The sequence below is a fragment of the Pseudidiomarina andamanensis genome (genome assembly GCF_009734345.1).
Classification (GTDB): Bacteria; Pseudomonadota; Gammaproteobacteria; order Enterobacterales; family Alteromonadaceae; genus Pseudidiomarina; species Pseudidiomarina andamanensis.
On the sequence record NZ_CP032551.1, the window covers coordinates 103,251 to 120,271 of the forward strand.

Here is a 17,021-nt window from a genome sequence, read left to right on the forward strand (position 1 = left end):
CCGTTTACTGATAGGAGCGAATCATGGCCATTATTCTGGGAATTGACCCAGGTTCACGCCTTACCGGCTATGGTGTGATTCGCCAATCAGGCAATCAGATTACCTACTTAGGCAGCGGCTGCATCAATGTGATGCGCAGTCTTAAGGGCGAAGCCGAGCCAACTCTTGCCGATAAGCTCAAAGTTATCCATGATGGTATTGTTGAGCTTATCGCGCAGTTTCAACCCACAGAATTCGCTATTGAACAAGTGTTTATGGCACGCAACCCTGATTCTGCGCTAAAGTTAGGTCAGGCGCGCGGCGCCGCAATTGTCGCTGCGGCTGGTGCGGGATTGCCGGTAGCCGAATATGCTGCTCGCTTGGTGAAACAAGCCGTGGTTGGCACTGGTGCTGCAGACAAAACACAAGTACAACATATGGTGATGGCGATGCTGAAATTACAGCATAAGCCACAAGCTGACGCCGCTGATGCGTTAGCTGTTGCGCTGTGCCATGCACATACAAGAACACAACTTATACTAAAAACAACGAGGGGACGCGCGTGATTGGTCAATTAACAGGAACGTTAATCGCTAAACAGCCGCCTGAAATTCTCATTGATGTTCACGGCGTTGGTTATGAAGTTCAGATGCCAATGACATGCTTGTATGAACTCCCTGACATTGGCGCGCAGGTAAAAGTAATCACTCACTTCGTTGTGCGCGAAGATGCACAGTTACTATACGGCTTTAATACGTTTGCAGAGCGTACGCTATTTCGTCAGTTAATAAAGGCACAAGGTGTCGGTCCGAAATTAGCGCTAACGATTATGTCGGGTATGACCGCCCATCAGTTTGTTCACGCAGTCACGCATGATGATGTTTCGACCTTGGTGAAGTTGCCTGGTGTGGGCCGTAAAACCGCGGAACGTTTGGTGGTTGAGATGCGTGACCGCCTGAAAAATTGGAGTACCGCAACGCCTGCAACTGATGCAGCACCAATAGATTTCGGTGATATGAATCCAACGATCAGTGCAAGTTCGCCGCGAGATGACGCGTTGAGTGCCTTGTTGGCGCTCGGCTACAAGCCAGCCCAAGCGGAAAAGGCTGTCGCTGCAGCACTGAAAGCTGAACCTGAAGCACCAAGCGAAGCCCTTATCCGCTTCGCGTTGAAGAATATGTAAAAAACCGTTGTTCGTTATTCGTTATTCGTTATTCGAAAAAACAAGAAAACGAGAAACCAAAACTAACACACAAAAAAGTGAGCAAATCTAATTCCGAACTCAACAGCGAGCTAAACTCACGAATAACCAATAACGAATAACGAACAACGAATTTAAGGTGTTAACAATGATTGAGCCAGACCGCATAAACCAGCCGCAGGCGAGTAGCGAAGATGAAGTCATTGATCGCGCCATTCGTCCCAAGCATCTTGCCGACTATACTGGCCAGAAGCATGTGGTTGAACAAATGGAAATTTTTATTCAGGCCGCCAAGCAGCGTTCTGAAGCGCTTGATCATGTCTTGATATTTGGTCCTCCGGGGCTGGGTAAAACCACTTTAGCCAATATTGTTGCGAATGAATTGAACGTAAATATCCGGCAAACTTCGGGTCCAGTGCTGGAAAAAGCAGGCGATCTTGCGGCATTGTTAACAAATCTTGAAGAGCATGACGTGCTTTTTATTGATGAAATTCACCGATTGAGTCCGGTGGTTGAAGAGATTCTATATCCAGCGATGGAAGATTATCAGCTCGATATTATGATTGGCGAAGGTCCCGCGGCTCGTTCTATTAAACTCGACTTGCCACCATTTACCTTGGTGGGAGCGACGACTCGAGCAGGCGCCTTAACCTCACCATTGCGCGATCGATTTGGTATTGTGCAACGGCTTGAATTTTATAATGTGGAAGAATTAACCACCATTATTCGCCGTTCAGCAAAATTTTTAAATTTAGATTTAGAGGCCGATGGTGCACTAGAAATTGCGCGTCGCTCTCGCGGAACGCCGCGTATAGCAAACCGTTTATTACGCCGTGTGCGCGATTTTGCCGAGGTGAAAAATAGCGGTCATATTGATCAACCAACAGCGGCAGCTGCACTTGCGATGGTTGACGTTGACGAAGCCGGTTTCGATTACATGGATCGTAAGTTGTTATTAGCAATTATTGAGAAATTCATGGGCGGGCCAGTTGGGTTAGATAACTTGGCGGCAGCCATAGGTGAAGAGAAAGACACGATTGAAGATGTGTTAGAGCCGTATTTGATTCAGCAGGGTTTTTTGCAAAGAACGCCGCGAGGCAGAATTGCAACGCCGCACGCATACGCCCACTTCGGCTTAGGGAAAGATTAAAAGCGTTGTTCGTTAATCGTTATTGGTTATTCGTGAGTTTAACTCGCTGTTGAGTTCGGAATTAGATTTGCTCACTTTTTTGTGTGTTAGTTTTGGTTTCTCGTTTTCTTGTTTTTTCGAATAACGAATAACGAATAACGAATAACGAACAAAAAAAAGCCCGCTCATGGAGCGGGCAAAATACAGAACAACAAGGAAGTTAAATCCAGGGAACAATAACAGGAAGAAGTGACAACCGGTCTCTTCGTATCTGATATCTGACGCGCATTATACGGAGGACTGACCACCTTTCAAACGAGAAAAATTGTGTTTCACATTATTTTTACTAATGCGACTCTGGTTTTGGTGGTTAAAAAATGCGCTAACAAAAATTGGTCAGACCAAATTAACTCTCGAAAATTAAGGGTTTTGTAAAAATTGGTCAGATCGTTAAGATAAAAAAATGTCTGGTGTAAAATTGAACAAGTTAACATTTAAATGGCCAATTCGGGTTTATTACGAAGATACAGATGCTGGCGGTATCGTTTATTATGCGAACTATCTCAAATTCCTTGAGCGGGCACGAACGGAATGGTTACGCTCTTTAGGAATTGAGCAAGATACGTGGCTGATGCATCGTATTGGGTTTGTGGTGCGTCAAGTGCAGATGGATTTACTGCAACCAGCGCGATTTAATGATGAACTGATAGTGACGGTTGTGGTCGAACGCCTCGGAAAGGCGTCAGTCGTTTTTGCGCAGCAGGTGATGCGTGAAGATGGAGCAATTTTATGTCAGGCGCAGATTAAAGCTGCTTGTGTCAATTTAGGAGAGTCTGGCGAGTCGGTGAAAGCGGTACCGATGCCAGTGGAAATATTTGAGGTGTTAAAACGTGCAAACTGAATTGTCGATTACGGCGCTTATATTAGAGGCAAGTATTGTTGTTCAACTCGTCATGCTACTGTTGTTAGCGTTTTCAGTGGTTGGTTGGATGATGATTTTCCAACGAGCCAAGGTGATTAAGACCGCGACGCAGCAGGCTTTGAGCTTTGAAGATCGCTTCTGGTCTGGTGTTGACCTTGCTCGTTTATTTCAGGAAGTTTCGGCACGTGCGCAAAACGCTTCGGGCATGGAGAAGCTGTTTCATGCAGGGTTTAAAGAGTTTGCGCGCCTTCGTAAAAATGAAACGTTAAGCCAGCAGCAAATGTTAGATGCCTCGTATCGTGCGATGCGGGTAGTCCATTCACGTGAGCTCGATCGCTTGGAAAGCAATTTATCGTTCTTAGCCACCATTGGTTCCATTAGCCCTTATGTCGGTTTATTTGGTACGGTGTGGGGTATTATGAATGCATTTATCGGCTTAGGCGCGGTGCAGCAAGCAACTCTGGCAATGGTTGCTCCTGGTATTGCAGAAGCATTGATTGCAACGGCGATGGGCTTATTTGCTGCAATTCCTGCAGTTATCGCATATAACCGTTTTAGTTACCGTGTTGAAAAGGTCGATAACCAGTACGTGAACTTTATGGATGAGCTGATGGCAATTCTTCAACGTCAAGGTTCTCAATCGAAAGCAGGTGCTGCGGCATGATGACGGTAACGCGTCGACGCCGTAAGCAGGTGTCGGAAATCAACGTGGTGCCATACATTGATGTCATGTTGGTACTACTGATTATCTTTATGGTAACAGCGCCGTTGATCACGCAAGGGGTGAAGGTCGATTTGCCGAAAGCCTCAGCGGAACCGTTAGACCCTGAAAGCAAGCCACCGATTGTTGCATCTGTGGACAAAGACGGTAATTACTATCTCAGCACCAATAATGATCCGAATGCCGCTATCGATGTCGTGGATTTAGCGGTGGCTGTGCAAGCTGAACTTCAAGTGAGTCCTGATCGCCCAGTAGTAGTGAAAGGTGATGGTTCAGTTCAGTACAATCAGGTTGTGCAGTTGATGGTATTGTTACAGAGAGCAGGTGTACCACAGGTTGGTTTAATGACAGATAACTCAGCAGGTGATAAGTAGTGGCGAAGAAGAGTTGGTCATGGCCTAGTGATTGGACAGTGCCTCTGGTACTGTCCCTGTTAGTGCATGTCGCCGTTGTCGGTTTAATGATCTTCGGTATGCATTTTCAAATGCCGTTTGATAAACCGTTACAGGTTCAACTGTCAGCGCCGAATGCACCTCAGCCGGATAATCAAGAAATTGTGCAAGCAGTAACGGTTGATCAAGCTGCAGTTGAAAAGCGAGTAAATGAAATTCGTGAACGCGAGCGGCAAACCGAATTAGCCGAACAACGCCGCCAAGCGGAGCTTGAGCGCAAGGCTGAAGAAGCTCGCAAAGCGCGTGAAGCTGAACAGCAGCGTTTGCGTGAATTGCAAAAGCAGCAAGAAGCTGAGCGGCGCCGCTTAGAGCAAGAAAAAGCAGCAGCTATTAAGCAAAGAGAAGAAGCTGAAAAAGCGGCAGCTGCGGCAGCTGAACGTCGGAAACGAGAAGAAGAAGCCGCAGCAAAGGCTGAGGCTGAGCGTAAGCGCAAAGAAGAAGAAGCTCGCAAGGCGGAAGAAGAACGTAAACGTCGTGAACAAGAGGCTCGTGAACGAGCCGAGCGCGAACGTCAGTTGCAAGAAGAATTGGCTCGCGAAGCGCAAGCGCGTGCTGCAGCTCGAAGCCAACAAGTACAGAGTGAAATTGATCGATACACGGCACTGATTAGAAATGTGGTGCAACGGAATTGGATTGTCGATGATTCTATGCGCGGCAAGGAATGCCGATTGAATATTACGCTCTCACGTAGCGGTTTTGTCACCTCAGTTAGCGAAGGTGAGGGTGACCGGGCCGTTTGTGAATCAGCGCGTCGCGCCATTTTGAAAATTGGTACGTTGCCAGTGTCACAAGACCCTGACGTGTACGAACAAATGAAAAATATTACATTCCCATTTATCGCGGATTAAATGAAGAAGCTTATGATGAAAAAACTGCTCATTTGTGTTGTAACCGCGGCAAGCTTGCTAATTTCTAGCCAGCCCGCCAAAGCCTCACTTGAAATTGTCATTACCGGCGGTATTGACTCGGCGCGTCCTATTGCGGTGGTGCCGTTTAAGTGGCTCGGAAATGGGCCAAAACCGCAGGGGCTCACTGAAGTTGTTGCTGCGGATTTAATGCGCAGTGGTAAATTTAACCCGATTCCGGTGAATGGCATGCCGCAACAGCCTTCAAGCTCTGCGGAAATTGACTATACCGAGTGGGCGAGCCTTGGCGTTGAGGCGATTTTGGTTGGTACAATTGAGCCACATTCGCTAGACCGCTACACGGTTTCATTTGAAATTGTTGATATTTTGCGGGGCCAGATTACCAGTGGTACGCAAGTGCTGCGTAACGGTCAGCTAGTAACATCGGAAGACCACATTTTAGATGCGCGTTCTAGCGTTATTTCTGGTGATCAGTTCCGTCAATATTCGCATCGTATCTCAGATATCTTTTACGAAACCTTAACCGGTCAACGCGGTGCGTTTATGACGCGTATAGCGTATGTTACGGTTAACCATCAGCTAGATAAGCCGTATGAGCTTGTGGTAGCTGATTATGATGGCTATAACGAAAGGGTTTTACTACGTAGTCCTGAACCGTTGATGTCGCCATCATGGTCGCCGGATGGCAATAAACTGGCTTATGTCAGCTTTGAGAACAAAAAACCTGAGATTTTCATTCAGGACATCTATACTCGTAGCAGAGAACGGATGACACAGTTCCCAGGCATTAACAGTAGTCCAGTTTTTTCGCCGGACGGTAAGAGTTTAGCAATGGTGCTATCAAAGGATGGTAACCCGGAACTTTACGTGATGGATATTGCGACGAAGCGACTTCGCCGCGTAACAAATCATCACGCAATTGATACGGAACCAGCTTGGTCACCAGACAGTAACTCGCTGATTTTTACGTCAGAAAGGGGTGGCAGACCACAACTTTATAGCGTAAATTTAAGTTCAGGCCAGGTTCGCCGATTAACATTTGAGGGCGAACAAAACTTGGGCGGAACGTATTCGCCAGATGGCAAGCAAGTTATTATGGTTAACCGGACACAAGGTAACTATCACATTGCGCGCCAAGATTATCCAAACGGCACAATGCAAGTGTTAACGCAAACTGCTTTGGATGAGTCGCCAAGCCTGGCACCGAATGGTAGTATGGTGATTTACAGCACCACCCATAACAACCAGCAAGTACTGGCGCTGGTATCGGTAGACGGACGATTTAAAGCGCGTTTACCTGCGCGAGAAGGTGAAGTAAAATCACCGTCGTGGTCACCGTTTTTACGTTAGTACGATTGTTTTAAATAGCAAGTTCAATCACTTACATGAAAGAAAGGAACGCGGACATGAACGCAAACAAAGCCTTAAAAAGTCTGTTCATTGCAGTACCTATGCTGACTCTTGCAGCATGTAGCTCTAACCAAGGTGCTGAGGAAGCTGTTGACCAGCAAACAAATCAGCAAGTAGAACAGCCACAAGATCAATCAGGTGTTGATGTTGGCGCTGTAGAGCGCGAGAAAACTCCTGAAGAGATTCGTGCTGAGAAAGTTGCTGAATTGCGTCAAGAAAATATGATTTTCTTCGCATTTGATGATTCTCGTATTTCATCTGAGTATGCGCAAGTTCTTGCAGCACACGCTGATTTCTTAGTTGAAAACCCAAATGTAACTGTGACTGTTGAAGGTCACTGTGACGAGCGTGGTACTCCTGAGTACAACATCGCATTGGGCGAGCGTCGTGCTAAAGCTGTTGCACAATACTTGCAAAACTTGGGCGTAAGCTCTAGCCAGATCACTACCGTTTCTTACGGTGAAGAGAAGCCGTTAATTAACGCTTCAAACAATGACGCCTACGCGAAAAACCGCCGCGGTGTACTCGTTTACTAAGTAACTCTGGTTGAGCCAATGCAAAAAGTAATCTTAGTATTGGCCTTTCTGATTCCCGGTGTCCTGCATGCGCAGGCACCGGTTTCTAAGTTAGGCAGTGGTTCGTTAGAAGAACGTCTTAATCAACTCGAACGTGTTATGGATGCGCGCAACTCTGCGCAGATGGCACTATTAGATCAAATGTCACAGCTGCAAGATGAGGTTGCTGATCTTCGTGGTAAAACCGAAGAGCACGCTTATCAAATTGAGCAAATTTTGCAGCGTCAGCGTGAAATTTATCAAGAAATCGACCGCCGTTTAACAGCACAGCCGGCTACTCAACCACAGCCTGCACAAGTTAATACCTCAGCTGTCGATTCTGGTACGACTAACTACTCGTCCAATTTGTCTGAAAATGAAGCGTATGAGCAAGCTATTCAATTGGTGCTTCGTGATAAGCGCTACGATGCTGCTGTACCGGCTTTTGAATCATTCATTAAAAATTATCCAAGCTCAACCTATGTGCCCAACGCACATTATTGGTTAGGGCAGCTGTTGTTTGCTGAAAGTAAGTACGATCAAGCAAAAGGTCATTTTGCTACGGTTGTCTCTGAGTTCCCTGACAGTAATAAGCGCGGTGATTGTATTTTGAAGTTGGGTATTATTGCTCAACAACAGAACGATATGAAGAAAGCGCGTGAGTTATATAATCAGGTTATTAGCGAATATGCGAACTCAACCGAAGCTGGTTTAGCACGCAAACGCCTCGATAATTTGTAAAATTCCTGTAGAAAAATCGGGTAAATGTTCGCAAATTGAGCAAACGCACCCGATTCCTTCAATTTACAGTTGCAACGAGCGGCTTTTTAAGTAAACTATGCCGCCGTTGCCACTGATAAGTGTGTAACACGAAAGTGATGGGTTGTTAGCTCAGTTGGTAGAGCAGTTGACTTTTAATCAATTGGTCGCAGGTTCGAATCCTGCACAACCCACCAATCACTCTCATCTCCTTCAAAGTTTTATTGTGGGTTGTTAGCTCAGTTGGTAGAGCAGTTGACTTTTAATCAATTGGTCGCAGGTTCGAATCCTGCACAACCCACCACTTTATTTTTTCCCTTCGTGCCCCAATTTGATTTATAATCTCCAAACTTTTTTAATGCATTGAAGTGGTACCATGAGCATTACGGCAGAAATTCAAGCACGGGTTATTGATAGTTTAGATTATCCATTCCCGCCAAAACCGAAAACGCTATCTGACGCTGAAAAAGCAGATTACACCGCGCGTATTAAACAATTATTACGTGACAAGAATGCGGTGCTGGTTGCGCATTATTACACCGACCCGGAAATTCAAGCGTTAGCTGAAGCAACGGGCGGTTGTGTGGCTGACTCATTAGAAATGGCTCGATTTGGCGCTAAGCATGAAGCGGAAACATTGATTGTTGCCGGTGTGAAGTTCATGGGCGAAACTGCAAAAATACTTACGCCGAACAAACGTGTACTGATGCCAACGCTAGAGGCAACTTGTTCGTTAGACTTAGGCTGCCCTATTGATGAGTTTCTCACGGTTCTGTGATGAGCATCCTGACCGCACTGTGGTGGTGTATGCAAATACCTCCGCAGCCGTCAAAGCGCGTGCTGATTGGGTTGTTACGTCAAGTATCGCGCTTGAAGTTGTCGACCATCTTGATGCCAACGGCGAAAAGATTTTGTGGGGGCCCGACAAACATTTAGGTGCCTACATTCAAAAGCAAACTGGCGCTGATATGATCATGTGGCAGGGCGCTTGTATAGTTCACGATGAATTTAAAACCAAAGCGCTAGAAGACCTCAAACGTGTTTATCCAGATGCGGCAATTTTAGTTCATCCAGAGTCGCCGCAAGCCGTTGTCGAGTTGGCTGACGCCGTAGGTTCAACATCGCAATTAATCAAAGCGAGCCAAGAGTTGCCAAACGATACTTTTATAGTGGCAACTGATCGCGGTATCTTCTACAAAATGCAGCAATTATCGCCGAATAAGCACTTCATTGAAGCGCCTACAGCTGGTAACGGTGCGACTTGCCGTAGCTGTGCTCATTGTCCGTGGATGGCGATGAATGGTCTTGTAGCTATTGCGGAAGCACTCGAAAATAGCGGTGCGAAACATGAGATTCATGTAGATGAAGCGTTAGCAGAACGTGCGCTAAAACCACTGAATCGAATGCTCCAATTCAAGGGCTAACTTAGCTCGAATCACGACACTTTATAGTGATTATATTTGCGTCAAATGAACTTCATGCTTAAGGTGGACTATTCACTTTTTGCATGAGGTTGTATAAATGGCGCTTTATTCACACGACGACGTACGTGACAACTGTGGATTTGGACTGATTGCCCAAGTTGATGGGCGACTAAGTCACGCCATTATTTCCAAAGCGATTACTGGGTTAGCGAACATGCAGCATCGAGGCGGCATTAACGCTGACGGCAAAACCGGTGATGGCTGCGGGCTCCTTCTTCAGTTACCTCAACAATTCTTTCGCGATTACGCAGCGAAGCAAAATTGGCACTTGAGTAAGAAATTTGCGGTTGGCATGGTTTTCCTGAGTACTGACTCAGAAACGAGACAGTCACAAAAACACATTCTTGAAGCAGAGCTTCGCCGGGAAACCCTAACTGTAGAGGGCTGGCGGGAGGTTCCTGTTAATTCAGATATTCTTGGCCCGATCGCGAAGTCGAGTCAACCGAATATTCAGCAAGTGATTGTGAGTGCTCCGCCCGGCTGGCGTAAGAAAGACCTAGAGCGACGACTATACATGGCCCGGCGTCGCACGGAACTGACGCTGGCCGATGACCTAAGCTTCTACGTTTGTTCACTCTCTTGCTTAGTTATTGTATATAAAGGGCTAATGCTCGCAAAAGATCTTGCCAATTTTTATCTGGATTTAGCCGATCCAACTCTTACAACCAGTCATTGCGTATTTCACCAGCGCTTTTCAACCAATACACAACCGCAGTGGCGTTTGGCGCAACCGTTTCGATTTCTAGCCCACAATGGCGAAATTAATGCCATTCGTGGTAATCGACAGTGGGCTCTAGCGCGCCAATATAAATTTCATTCGCCGCTGTTGCCCGATTTGCAGCAGGCTGCACCTTTCGTCAATAGCGATGGTTCTGATTCCTCCGCATTAGATAATATGCTCGAATTACTTCTAGCGGGAGGTATGGACTTGTTTCGTGCATTGCGACTACTCATTCCGCCGGCTTGGCAGGGTAACGCGACGATGTCTGATCCGTTGCGCGCGTTCTATGAGTTTAATTCGATGCATATGGAGCCTTGGGATGGTCCTGCCGGAATTGTGATGAGTAATGGACGTCAAGTTGCCTGTAGCCTAGATAGAAATGGATTGCGACCTGCGCGGATCATAACCACGAAAAATGGCTTAGTGACGATTGCTTCAGAGGTTGGTATCTGGGATTACCAAGATGAAGACGTGATTGAAAAAAGCCGACTAGGGCCAGGTGAGATGGTCGCGATTGATACTTATACTGGACGGATTTGGCGTAGCGCCGAAATAGACGACGACTTACAACAGCGACACCCATATCGAAATTGGCTAAATCAACATATTCGCCACCTAACGCCTTTTCGGGAATGTGCCGCTGAACATCTGGGGAAGCGTTTGTTTGACGATGCAACCATGGCGATTTACCACAAGCTTCATCGTTATAGCCGCGAGGAACTGTTGCAAGTGCTTGCGGTATTGGCAGAAGATGGCCATGAGGCAACCGGTTCGATGGGCGATGACACCCCAATAGCCGTTTTATCGGAACAGCCTCGCGATGTGTTTGACTATTTCCGACAACAATTTGCGCAAGTCACCAATCCCCCGATTGATCCGATTCGTGAACGCCATGTGATGAGTCTCGCTACCTGCATCGGCCGCGAGCAAAATGTATTTAACGAAACGTCTGGATACGCTGAGCGCGTTGTCATTGAGTCGCCCGTTCTAATGTATACCGATCTAATGCAGTTGCGGGATTTACCTGATGAGCATTATAAATTGGCGGTTTTACATCTTGGCTATGACGCCCAGTCGGATAATTTACAACAAGCATTGGTGAAACTAACGACGGAAGCGGTTCGAGTGGTTCGAGATGATGCCGTGGTGGTGGTTGTTTTGAGTGATCGAACGCTGAATAAAAATCATCATATGATTCCAGTGGCGTTAGCGGTGGGAGCGGTTCAGCAAGCGTTGGTTCGTGAAAGCTTACGATGTGACTCCAATATTATTGTCGAAACCGGTTCAGTTCGCGATGCGCATCAAATGGCGGTGTTAATCGGCCTTGGTGCAACTGCCGTCTATCCATTCTTGGCGTATGAATCAATCGAGCAATTGGTTGAACGAGGCGATGTTAGATTACCGGTGCGCGATGCTTTGCAAAACTATCGTGAAGGAATTAATAAGGGATTGCTGAAAATAATGTCAAAGATGGGCATTGCTACGGTCGCAAGTTACCGTGGTGCCTGTTTATTTGAGATTGTTGGGTTAGCTGCAGAAGTTCGTGAACGTTGTTTTGCGCACGCACCGGCTCGTATTGGTGGCGCGAGGTTTATCGATATTGAAGCGCAAGTTCAGCAAATTCATACAAAAGCATGGTCTAGCCATCATAAAATTTCTGCCGGTGGTCTTCTAAAGTATGTTCACGGTGGCGAATATCATGCCTACAACCCCGACGTGGTGATGAGTTTGCAAAAAGCAGTTAATCACAATGATGCGGACGCCTATCGACAATTTTCCGACCATGTGAATCATCGTCCTATCAGCTTTATTCGAGACCTTCTGGCGCCGAAACCAGCCGCAGAACCATTGAACGTTGCTGAGGTGGAGCCAGCGACCGAACTGTTCCATCGCTTTGATACTGCAGCCATGTCGATTGGCGCATTAAGCCCTGAGGCTCACGAAGCGTTAGCGCAAGGCATGAACCGTATCGGCGGACACTCTAACTCTGGCGAAGGAGGCGAGGACGCGCGGCGGTTTGGTACCGATAAGAATTCGCGAATTAAACAAGTCGCCTCGGGTCGTTTTGGCGTAACGCCACACTATTTGGTCAATGCTGATGTGTTACAGATTAAAATTGCGCAGGGTGCGAAACCGGGTGAGGGCGGTCAGCTTCCTGGTGAAAAAGTGACTGCTGAAATTGCGAAACTTCGATATGCCGTGGCCGGCACTACATTGATTTCGCCTCCACCACATCATGATATCTACTCGATAGAAGATTTAGCGCAGTTGATTTTTGATTTAAAGCAGGTGAATCCGCAGGCGCTAGTTTCTGTGAAACTCGTGTCGTCGCCAGGTATTGGCACCATCGCGACTGGCGTTGCAAAAGCCTACGCTGACTTAATAACCGTATCAGGGTATGACGGCGGTACCGGCGCTAGCCCGCTAACGTCTGTAAAACATGCAGGTTCACCGTGGGAGCTCGGCTTAGCCGAAGTTCATGAAGCGTTAGTGAGCAATGACTTACGCCATAAGGTTCGGGTTCAGGTGGATGGTGGCTTAAAAACTGGATTGGATGTCATTAAAGCCGCCATTTTAGGTGCCGAAAGCTTTGGCTTTGGTACGGCACCAATGATTGCTTTAGGCTGTAAGTATTTGCGTATTTGTCATTTGAATAACTGTGCAACAGGTGTCGCGACGCAAGATGAAGCCTTACGCCGCGAGCACTTTACCGGTTTACCCGAGCGCGTCGCAAAGTACTTCGAATTTGTCGCTGAAGAAGTACGTTTCTGGTTAGCGCAACTTGGTGTCACTCGGCTCACTGATCTCATCGGTCGGGTTGACTTATTGACCCGCGTGACCGGCGTGACACGCATGCAACAGCAGTTAGATTTGTCGCAATTAATGGCTGCTGCAGCGACCGATAATGGCAAATCACTATACTGTACTGAGGCAAATATTCCGCACGATTCTGGTCAATTGAATAGTGAATTAATACGGGTCACTCATGATGCGATTGAGAAACGATTAGGTGGAGCATGGCAATTTACGATTCGTAATTTTGATCGTGCGGTGGGCGCGAATTTAGCTGGTGCCATTGCAAAGAAATACGGCAACCAGGGTATGGCACCGTATCCGATTGCGATTCAACTTCGCGGCTCAGCGGGACAAAGTTTTGGTGCATGGAATGCTGGTGGCTTGCGACTTGAGCTCATCGGCGATGCCAATGACTACGTCGGCAAAGGTATGGCTGGCGGGCGTATTGTTCTGCGTTTTCCCGAAACTGCCAATTACCGTAGTAACAATCCAATTATCATGGGTAATACCTGCTTATATGGCGCCACAGGTGGAAAAGTATTTGCTGCTGGTTGCGCCGGCGAACGCTTCGCGGTTCGCAATTCAGGCGCAACAGCGGTGGTTGAAGGGGTGGGCGACCACGCCTGCGAATACATGACCGGTGGCATTGTTGTGGTTCTGGGCAATACCGGCATCAATTTTGGCGCAGGCATGACCGGTGGATTTGCTTTTGTACAAGATGCCGACAATAGTCTGCGTAAGCGACTTAATACTGAATTGGTTGAGCTTTGTGCAGTAGAGGATACCCGTTTGCAAGAACTTTTGCGGGGCCTTCTCAATGAACATTACGAACATACCGGTAGTGAACGGGCGCATCAGCTATTGATTCAGGGGCAGTTGACGTTTACGCAATTTGTTTTGGTGAAGCCCAAAGCGGTACAACTGGCTGATTTGATTGGTCATCGTGCTCGCTCAACTGCTGAACTGCGTGTGGAGGTGATGTAATGAGCAAGAATATCTATCAATTTCTTGATGTACAACGCATTGACCCTCCTAAGAAAGCCCTGCGCGAACGCCAAATTGAGTTCGTCGAAATTTACGAACCCATGTCGGAGCTTCAAGCACAAGGGCAATCTGATCGCTGTTTAGATTGCGGGAACCCATACTGCGAATGGCAGTGCCCAGTGCATAATTATATTCCGCAGTGGTTGGAGCTGGTGCAGCAAGGTCGCATTTTTGAGGCCGCCGAGCTTTGCCATGAAACGAATAGTCTTCCTGAAGTGTGTGGCCGCGTGTGTCCTCAAGATAGGCTATGTGAAGGGGCGTGCACGTTGAATGACGATTATGGTGCAGTGACTATTGGTAGTATTGAGAAATACATTACCGATACCGCATTTGCGCAAGGTTGGCGCCCCGATCTGTCGCACGTTGAAGCGACCAACTTCAAAGTCGCGGTGGTTGGCGCCGGACCCGCAGGCTTAGCATGTGCTGATGTCCTGGTTCGACATGGTATTACGCCTGTGGTTTACGATAAGTATCCAGAAATTGGGGGCTTGCTCACATACGGTATTCCGCCTTTTAAACTGGAAAAATCGGTACTTGAACGCCGCCGCGAAATATTTACCGAAATGGGCATTCAATTCGAGTTAGGCGTGGAAATTGGAACCGATGTGCGGTTTGCTGACCTTGTACAGCAGTACGATGCCGTATTTGTTGCCTTAGGGACTTACCAAGCACTTGATGGCAAACTTGAAGGCTTAGCGGCTGAGGGCGTGCACCACGCATTGGCGTACTTGATTGGAAATACACAAACCTTAATGCCTCAACAGATGCCCGAGTACCCGTTGATAAACCTAGAAGGCAAGAAGGTTGTCGTGTTAGGCGGTGGCGATACCGGTATGGACTGTGTGAGAACGGCGATTCGCCAACAAGCTGAGTCGGTGACTTGTGCTTATAGACGGGATGAAGCGAATATGCCCGGCTCTCGTCGCGAAGTACAAAATGCGCGTGAAGAGGGCGTTCAGTTTGAATTTAATTTGCAACCTATTGCCATTGAAACCAAGCAGAATCAAGTTATTGGTGTGCGCATGGTTCGTACGGAACTGGGGCCTCCGGATAGCAATGGAAGGCGTCGACCACAACCAGTTCCAGATTCAGAGTTTGTGATGCCTGCGGATGCCGTCGTGATTGCTTTCGGATATCAACCCAACCCACCGCAGTGGCTGCAAGATGAAGGTGTTGAGTTATCGGAGTGGGGCACAGTGATTGCGAAAGAGAGTAGCCGTTATCCACTGCAAACTAGTAACGCTAAAATATTCTCGGGTGGTGATATGGTACGCGGCGCAGATTTAGTGGTAACCGCTATTGCCCAAGGCCGAGCGGCCGCCCTCGGCATCGTTGATTACTTAACTGAGCGTTCGGCATCGTCGAATAACGATAAACGCTCTTAAAGGTGCGGATGAAGCAGTTGGTAGCCGGTGGCTCGCATTCGTGCATTGCTGAGCCGCTTGCTGCCGCGAGGCCCAACTTCATTGGTGCGCTTTAACCCGTCAATCGACACCCCAAGTTGCTGTGCAATACGCGCATAGGCATCTTCTTGTAACAAAGGTTCGTTGTCGCTAACGATATAGATTTCTTGATGATGCTTAGGGTGCAGGAGTAAATAAGCAATAAATCCGGCCACATCGTCACTATGAATGCGGTTCGTCCAGGCTGGGGATATAACCGCACTGCCATTTTGAATTTGCTGCTTTAAGCGATCACGGCCTGGGCCATAAATGCCTGAGCAGCGCAGCACCGAGACCTTCGCGGGGCTTCCGAGTATAACCAGCTCTGCTTGCAAGAGCATTGCACCACTATCGGTATCTGGAACAGTTGGGCTTGTTTCGTCGAGCCATTCACCATCACGTTGGCCATAAACACCGGTACTTGATATATAAAGAATTCGTGGTGGTGTATCTAGTTGATGCATCAAGTGCTGTAAATGCCGACACGGCACGACGTAACCTTGATGATAGCCATCGCGACTATAATTAGATGGTGTCAGGGTGATGACAATAGCGTCAAATTGATGCGCAAGTAATCTGCGCAAATCGTGCTCACTATTGGCATCGGCGCTAACTAATTCTACGCCTTCGACCGCCGTTTTCGTGGCAGGTGTACGACATGCACCAATGACTTCCCAGCCAGCCTTTACCAGTAATGGTGCGGTGCGCTGGGCGATATCACCGTAGCCTAATAAAAGTACTTTGGGCATGTTTAAACAGCTCCTAACCAAACATCCAAAAATAACATGACCACTAGGCCCACCATGAGACCAGCAGTTGCGCGACTATGATGACCGTGTCGATGTGTTTCGGGAATGATCTCATGACTAATCACAAAAAGCATGGCGCCGGCGGCAAATACCAATCCCCATGGAAGTAATAACTCAGAGATATTCACGAATACGCCGCCGAACAAACCGCCAAGAGGTTCTATCAATCCGGTTAAAGCAGCGACTAAAAATGCTTTCATACGGCTGTAACCAACCGCAACGAGGCCCACAGCAACCGCAAGCCCTTCTGGAAGATTTTGTAATCCGATACCAAGTGCTAGTGAAAAGGCAGTTTCTTGCTGCCCACTACCATACGCCACGCCCACAGCTAAACCTTCCGGAAAGTTATGAATGGCAATGGCGAAAATAAATAACCAGACGCCGGCTACTTTGTCGCTGTTACGACCTTCGATTCCGCTAATGAAATGCTCGTGCGGCACCATCCGGTCAAACAGTGCGATGGTAAAGGCGCCAAGTAATATACCAACAACCGCAATGGCAGCTGGCCACGGACCGGGTCCATAAATTTCTGTTGAAATATCAATTGATGGGACAATCAATGAGAAAAAAGAGGCGGCGAGCATCACGCCCGCCGCAAAACCTAGTAGGGTATCGTTAAACCTTTCAGACGGCTTTTTTCCAATTAATATTGGAAGTGCCCCCACAGCTGTTAAACCACCAGTGATTGTACTCGCCAGTAACGCCGTGAGGACTAGCTCCATGATTTATTCC

Annotated in this window: 14 protein-coding genes, 2 tRNA genes and 1 pseudogene; 15 read left to right on the plus strand and 2 right to left on the minus strand. The window is 47.5% G+C overall.

Translation table 11 applies throughout. The annotated features are described in order from the left end of the window. The first annotated feature begins 23 nt into the window (after nt 1-23). The 15 genes and pseudogenes from ruvC to D3795_RS00485 all read left to right on the plus strand — a co-directional run bounded on the left by ruvC (nt 24) and on the right by D3795_RS00485 (nt 15,423). Nucleotides 24-545, plus strand: coding sequence for a crossover junction endodeoxyribonuclease RuvC (gene ruvC, locus D3795_RS00415; protein ID WP_126759272.1), 522 nt, complete (start codon nt 24-26; stop codon nt 543-545). Further along, a complete protein-coding gene (gene ruvA / locus D3795_RS00420; protein WP_156265668.1) occupies nt 542-1,162 on the plus strand; it encodes a Holliday junction branch migration protein RuvA in 621 nt (206 codons plus the stop codon). The genes ruvC and ruvA overlap by 4 nt, the downstream gene beginning before the upstream one ends. A 166-nt stretch (nt 1,163-1,328) precedes the next feature. Then, nucleotides 1,329-2,330 (plus strand): Holliday junction branch migration DNA helicase RuvB, encoded by a 1,002-nt coding sequence (ruvB, locus tag D3795_RS00425; protein ID WP_126759270.1) that lies wholly within the window; start codon nt 1,329-1,331, stop codon nt 2,328-2,330. 442 nt (nt 2,331-2,772) lie between these two features. Continuing rightward, on the plus strand, nt 2,773-3,210 hold the full coding sequence (gene ybgC, locus D3795_RS00430) for a tol-pal system-associated acyl-CoA thioesterase (protein ID WP_173020962.1): 438 nt from the start codon (nt 2,773-2,775) through the stop codon (nt 3,208-3,210). Continuing rightward, complete coding sequence (gene tolQ / locus D3795_RS00435; RefSeq protein ID WP_156265669.1) at nt 3,200-3,895, plus strand: protein TolQ; 696 nt, start codon at nt 3,200-3,202, stop codon at nt 3,893-3,895. The genes ybgC and tolQ overlap by 11 nt, the downstream gene beginning before the upstream one ends. Continuing rightward, on the plus strand, nt 3,892-4,326 hold the full coding sequence (gene tolR / locus D3795_RS00440; protein WP_156265670.1) for a protein TolR: 435 nt from the start codon (nt 3,892-3,894) through the stop codon (nt 4,324-4,326). The genes tolQ and tolR overlap by 4 nt, the downstream gene beginning before the upstream one ends. Next, entirely contained in the window at nt 4,326-5,252 is a 927-nt protein-coding gene (gene tolA / locus D3795_RS00445) for a cell envelope integrity protein TolA (RefSeq protein ID WP_310942357.1), read from the plus strand. Before tolR ends, tolA begins: the two co-directional genes overlap by 1 nt. A gap of 12 nt (nt 5,253-5,264) precedes the next feature. Then, nucleotides 5,265-6,620: a Tol-Pal system beta propeller repeat protein TolB gene (gene tolB, locus D3795_RS00450; RefSeq protein ID WP_375294515.1), complete on the plus strand. Its 1,356-nt coding sequence runs from the start codon at nt 5,265-5,267 to the stop codon at nt 6,618-6,620. A 56-nt stretch (nt 6,621-6,676) separates the two neighbouring features. Beyond that, complete coding sequence (pal, locus tag D3795_RS00455) at nt 6,677-7,216, plus strand: peptidoglycan-associated lipoprotein Pal (protein WP_156265672.1); 540 nt, start codon at nt 6,677-6,679, stop codon at nt 7,214-7,216. Between the two features lie 18 nt (nt 7,217-7,234). Continuing rightward, a complete protein-coding gene (ybgF, locus tag D3795_RS00460) occupies nt 7,235-7,975 on the plus strand; it encodes a tol-pal system protein YbgF (RefSeq protein ID WP_156265673.1) in 741 nt (246 codons plus the stop codon). A 139-nt stretch (nt 7,976-8,114) separates the two neighbouring features. Beyond that, nucleotides 8,115-8,190 (plus strand) — tRNA-Lys (locus tag D3795_RS00465). 31 nt (nt 8,191-8,221) lie between these two features. After that, nucleotides 8,222-8,297 (plus strand) — tRNA-Lys (locus D3795_RS00470). A 72-nt stretch (nt 8,298-8,369) separates the two neighbouring features. After that, nucleotides 8,370-9,417, plus strand: a pseudogene (gene nadA, locus D3795_RS00475) (quinolinate synthase NadA). A 97-nt stretch (nt 9,418-9,514) separates the two neighbouring features. Continuing rightward, on the plus strand, nt 9,515-13,978 hold the full coding sequence (gene gltB / locus D3795_RS00480) for a glutamate synthase large subunit (RefSeq protein WP_156265674.1): 4,464 nt from the start codon (nt 9,515-9,517) through the stop codon (nt 13,976-13,978). Continuing rightward, nucleotides 13,978-15,423: an FAD-dependent oxidoreductase gene (locus tag D3795_RS00485; protein WP_156265675.1), complete on the plus strand. Its 1,446-nt coding sequence runs from the start codon at nt 13,978-13,980 to the stop codon at nt 15,421-15,423. The genes gltB and D3795_RS00485 overlap by 1 nt, the downstream gene beginning before the upstream one ends. Here the strand turns inward: D3795_RS00485 and D3795_RS00490 are convergent. Both D3795_RS00490 and D3795_RS00495 read right to left on the minus strand, forming a co-directional pair. After that, a complete protein-coding gene (locus D3795_RS00490; protein ID WP_156265676.1) occupies nt 15,420-16,229 on the minus strand; it encodes an SDR family oxidoreductase in 810 nt (269 codons plus the stop codon). The two genes, D3795_RS00485 and D3795_RS00490, sit on opposite strands and share 4 nt — an antisense overlap. Before the next feature lie 2 nt (nt 16,230-16,231). Then, nucleotides 16,232-17,011, minus strand: a complete 780-nt coding sequence (locus D3795_RS00495) for a ZIP family metal transporter (protein ID WP_156265677.1) — start codon at nt 17,009-17,011, stop codon at nt 16,232-16,234. Nucleotides 17,012-17,021 lie beyond the last annotated feature (10 nt).

What these genes read in the sequence shown, in the direction of transcription:
- ruvC (WP_126759272.1), top strand. Translation starts at nt 24, where the DNA reads ATGGCCATTATTCTGGGAATTGACCCAGGTTCACGCCTTACCGGCTAT.
- ruvB (WP_126759270.1), top strand. Translation starts at nt 1,329, where the DNA reads ATGATTGAGCCAGACCGCATAAACCAGCCGCAGGCGAGTAGCGAAGAT.
- ybgC (WP_173020962.1), top strand. Translation starts at nt 2,773, where the DNA reads ATGTCTGGTGTAAAATTGAACAAGTTAACATTTAAATGGCCAATTCGG.
- tolR (WP_156265670.1), top strand. Translation starts at nt 3,892, where the DNA reads ATGATGACGGTAACGCGTCGACGCCGTAAGCAGGTGTCGGAAATCAAC.
- tolB (WP_375294515.1), top strand. Translation starts at nt 5,265, where the DNA reads ATGATGAAAAAACTGCTCATTTGTGTTGTAACCGCGGCAAGCTTGCTA.
- pal (WP_156265672.1), top strand. Translation starts at nt 6,677, where the DNA reads ATGAACGCAAACAAAGCCTTAAAAAGTCTGTTCATTGCAGTACCTATG.
- ybgF (WP_156265673.1), top strand. Translation starts at nt 7,235, where the DNA reads ATGCAAAAAGTAATCTTAGTATTGGCCTTTCTGATTCCCGGTGTCCTG.
- gltB (WP_156265674.1), top strand. Translation starts at nt 9,515, where the DNA reads ATGGCGCTTTATTCACACGACGACGTACGTGACAACTGTGGATTTGGA.
- D3795_RS00485 (WP_156265675.1), top strand. Translation starts at nt 13,978, where the DNA reads ATGAGCAAGAATATCTATCAATTTCTTGATGTACAACGCATTGACCCT.
- D3795_RS00490 (WP_156265676.1), bottom strand. Translation starts at nt 16,229, where the DNA reads ATGCCCAAAGTACTTTTATTAGGCTACGGTGATATCGCCCAGCGCACC.
- D3795_RS00495 (WP_156265677.1), bottom strand. Translation starts at nt 17,011, where the DNA reads ATGGAGCTAGTCCTCACGGCGTTACTGGCGAGTACAATCACTGGTGGT.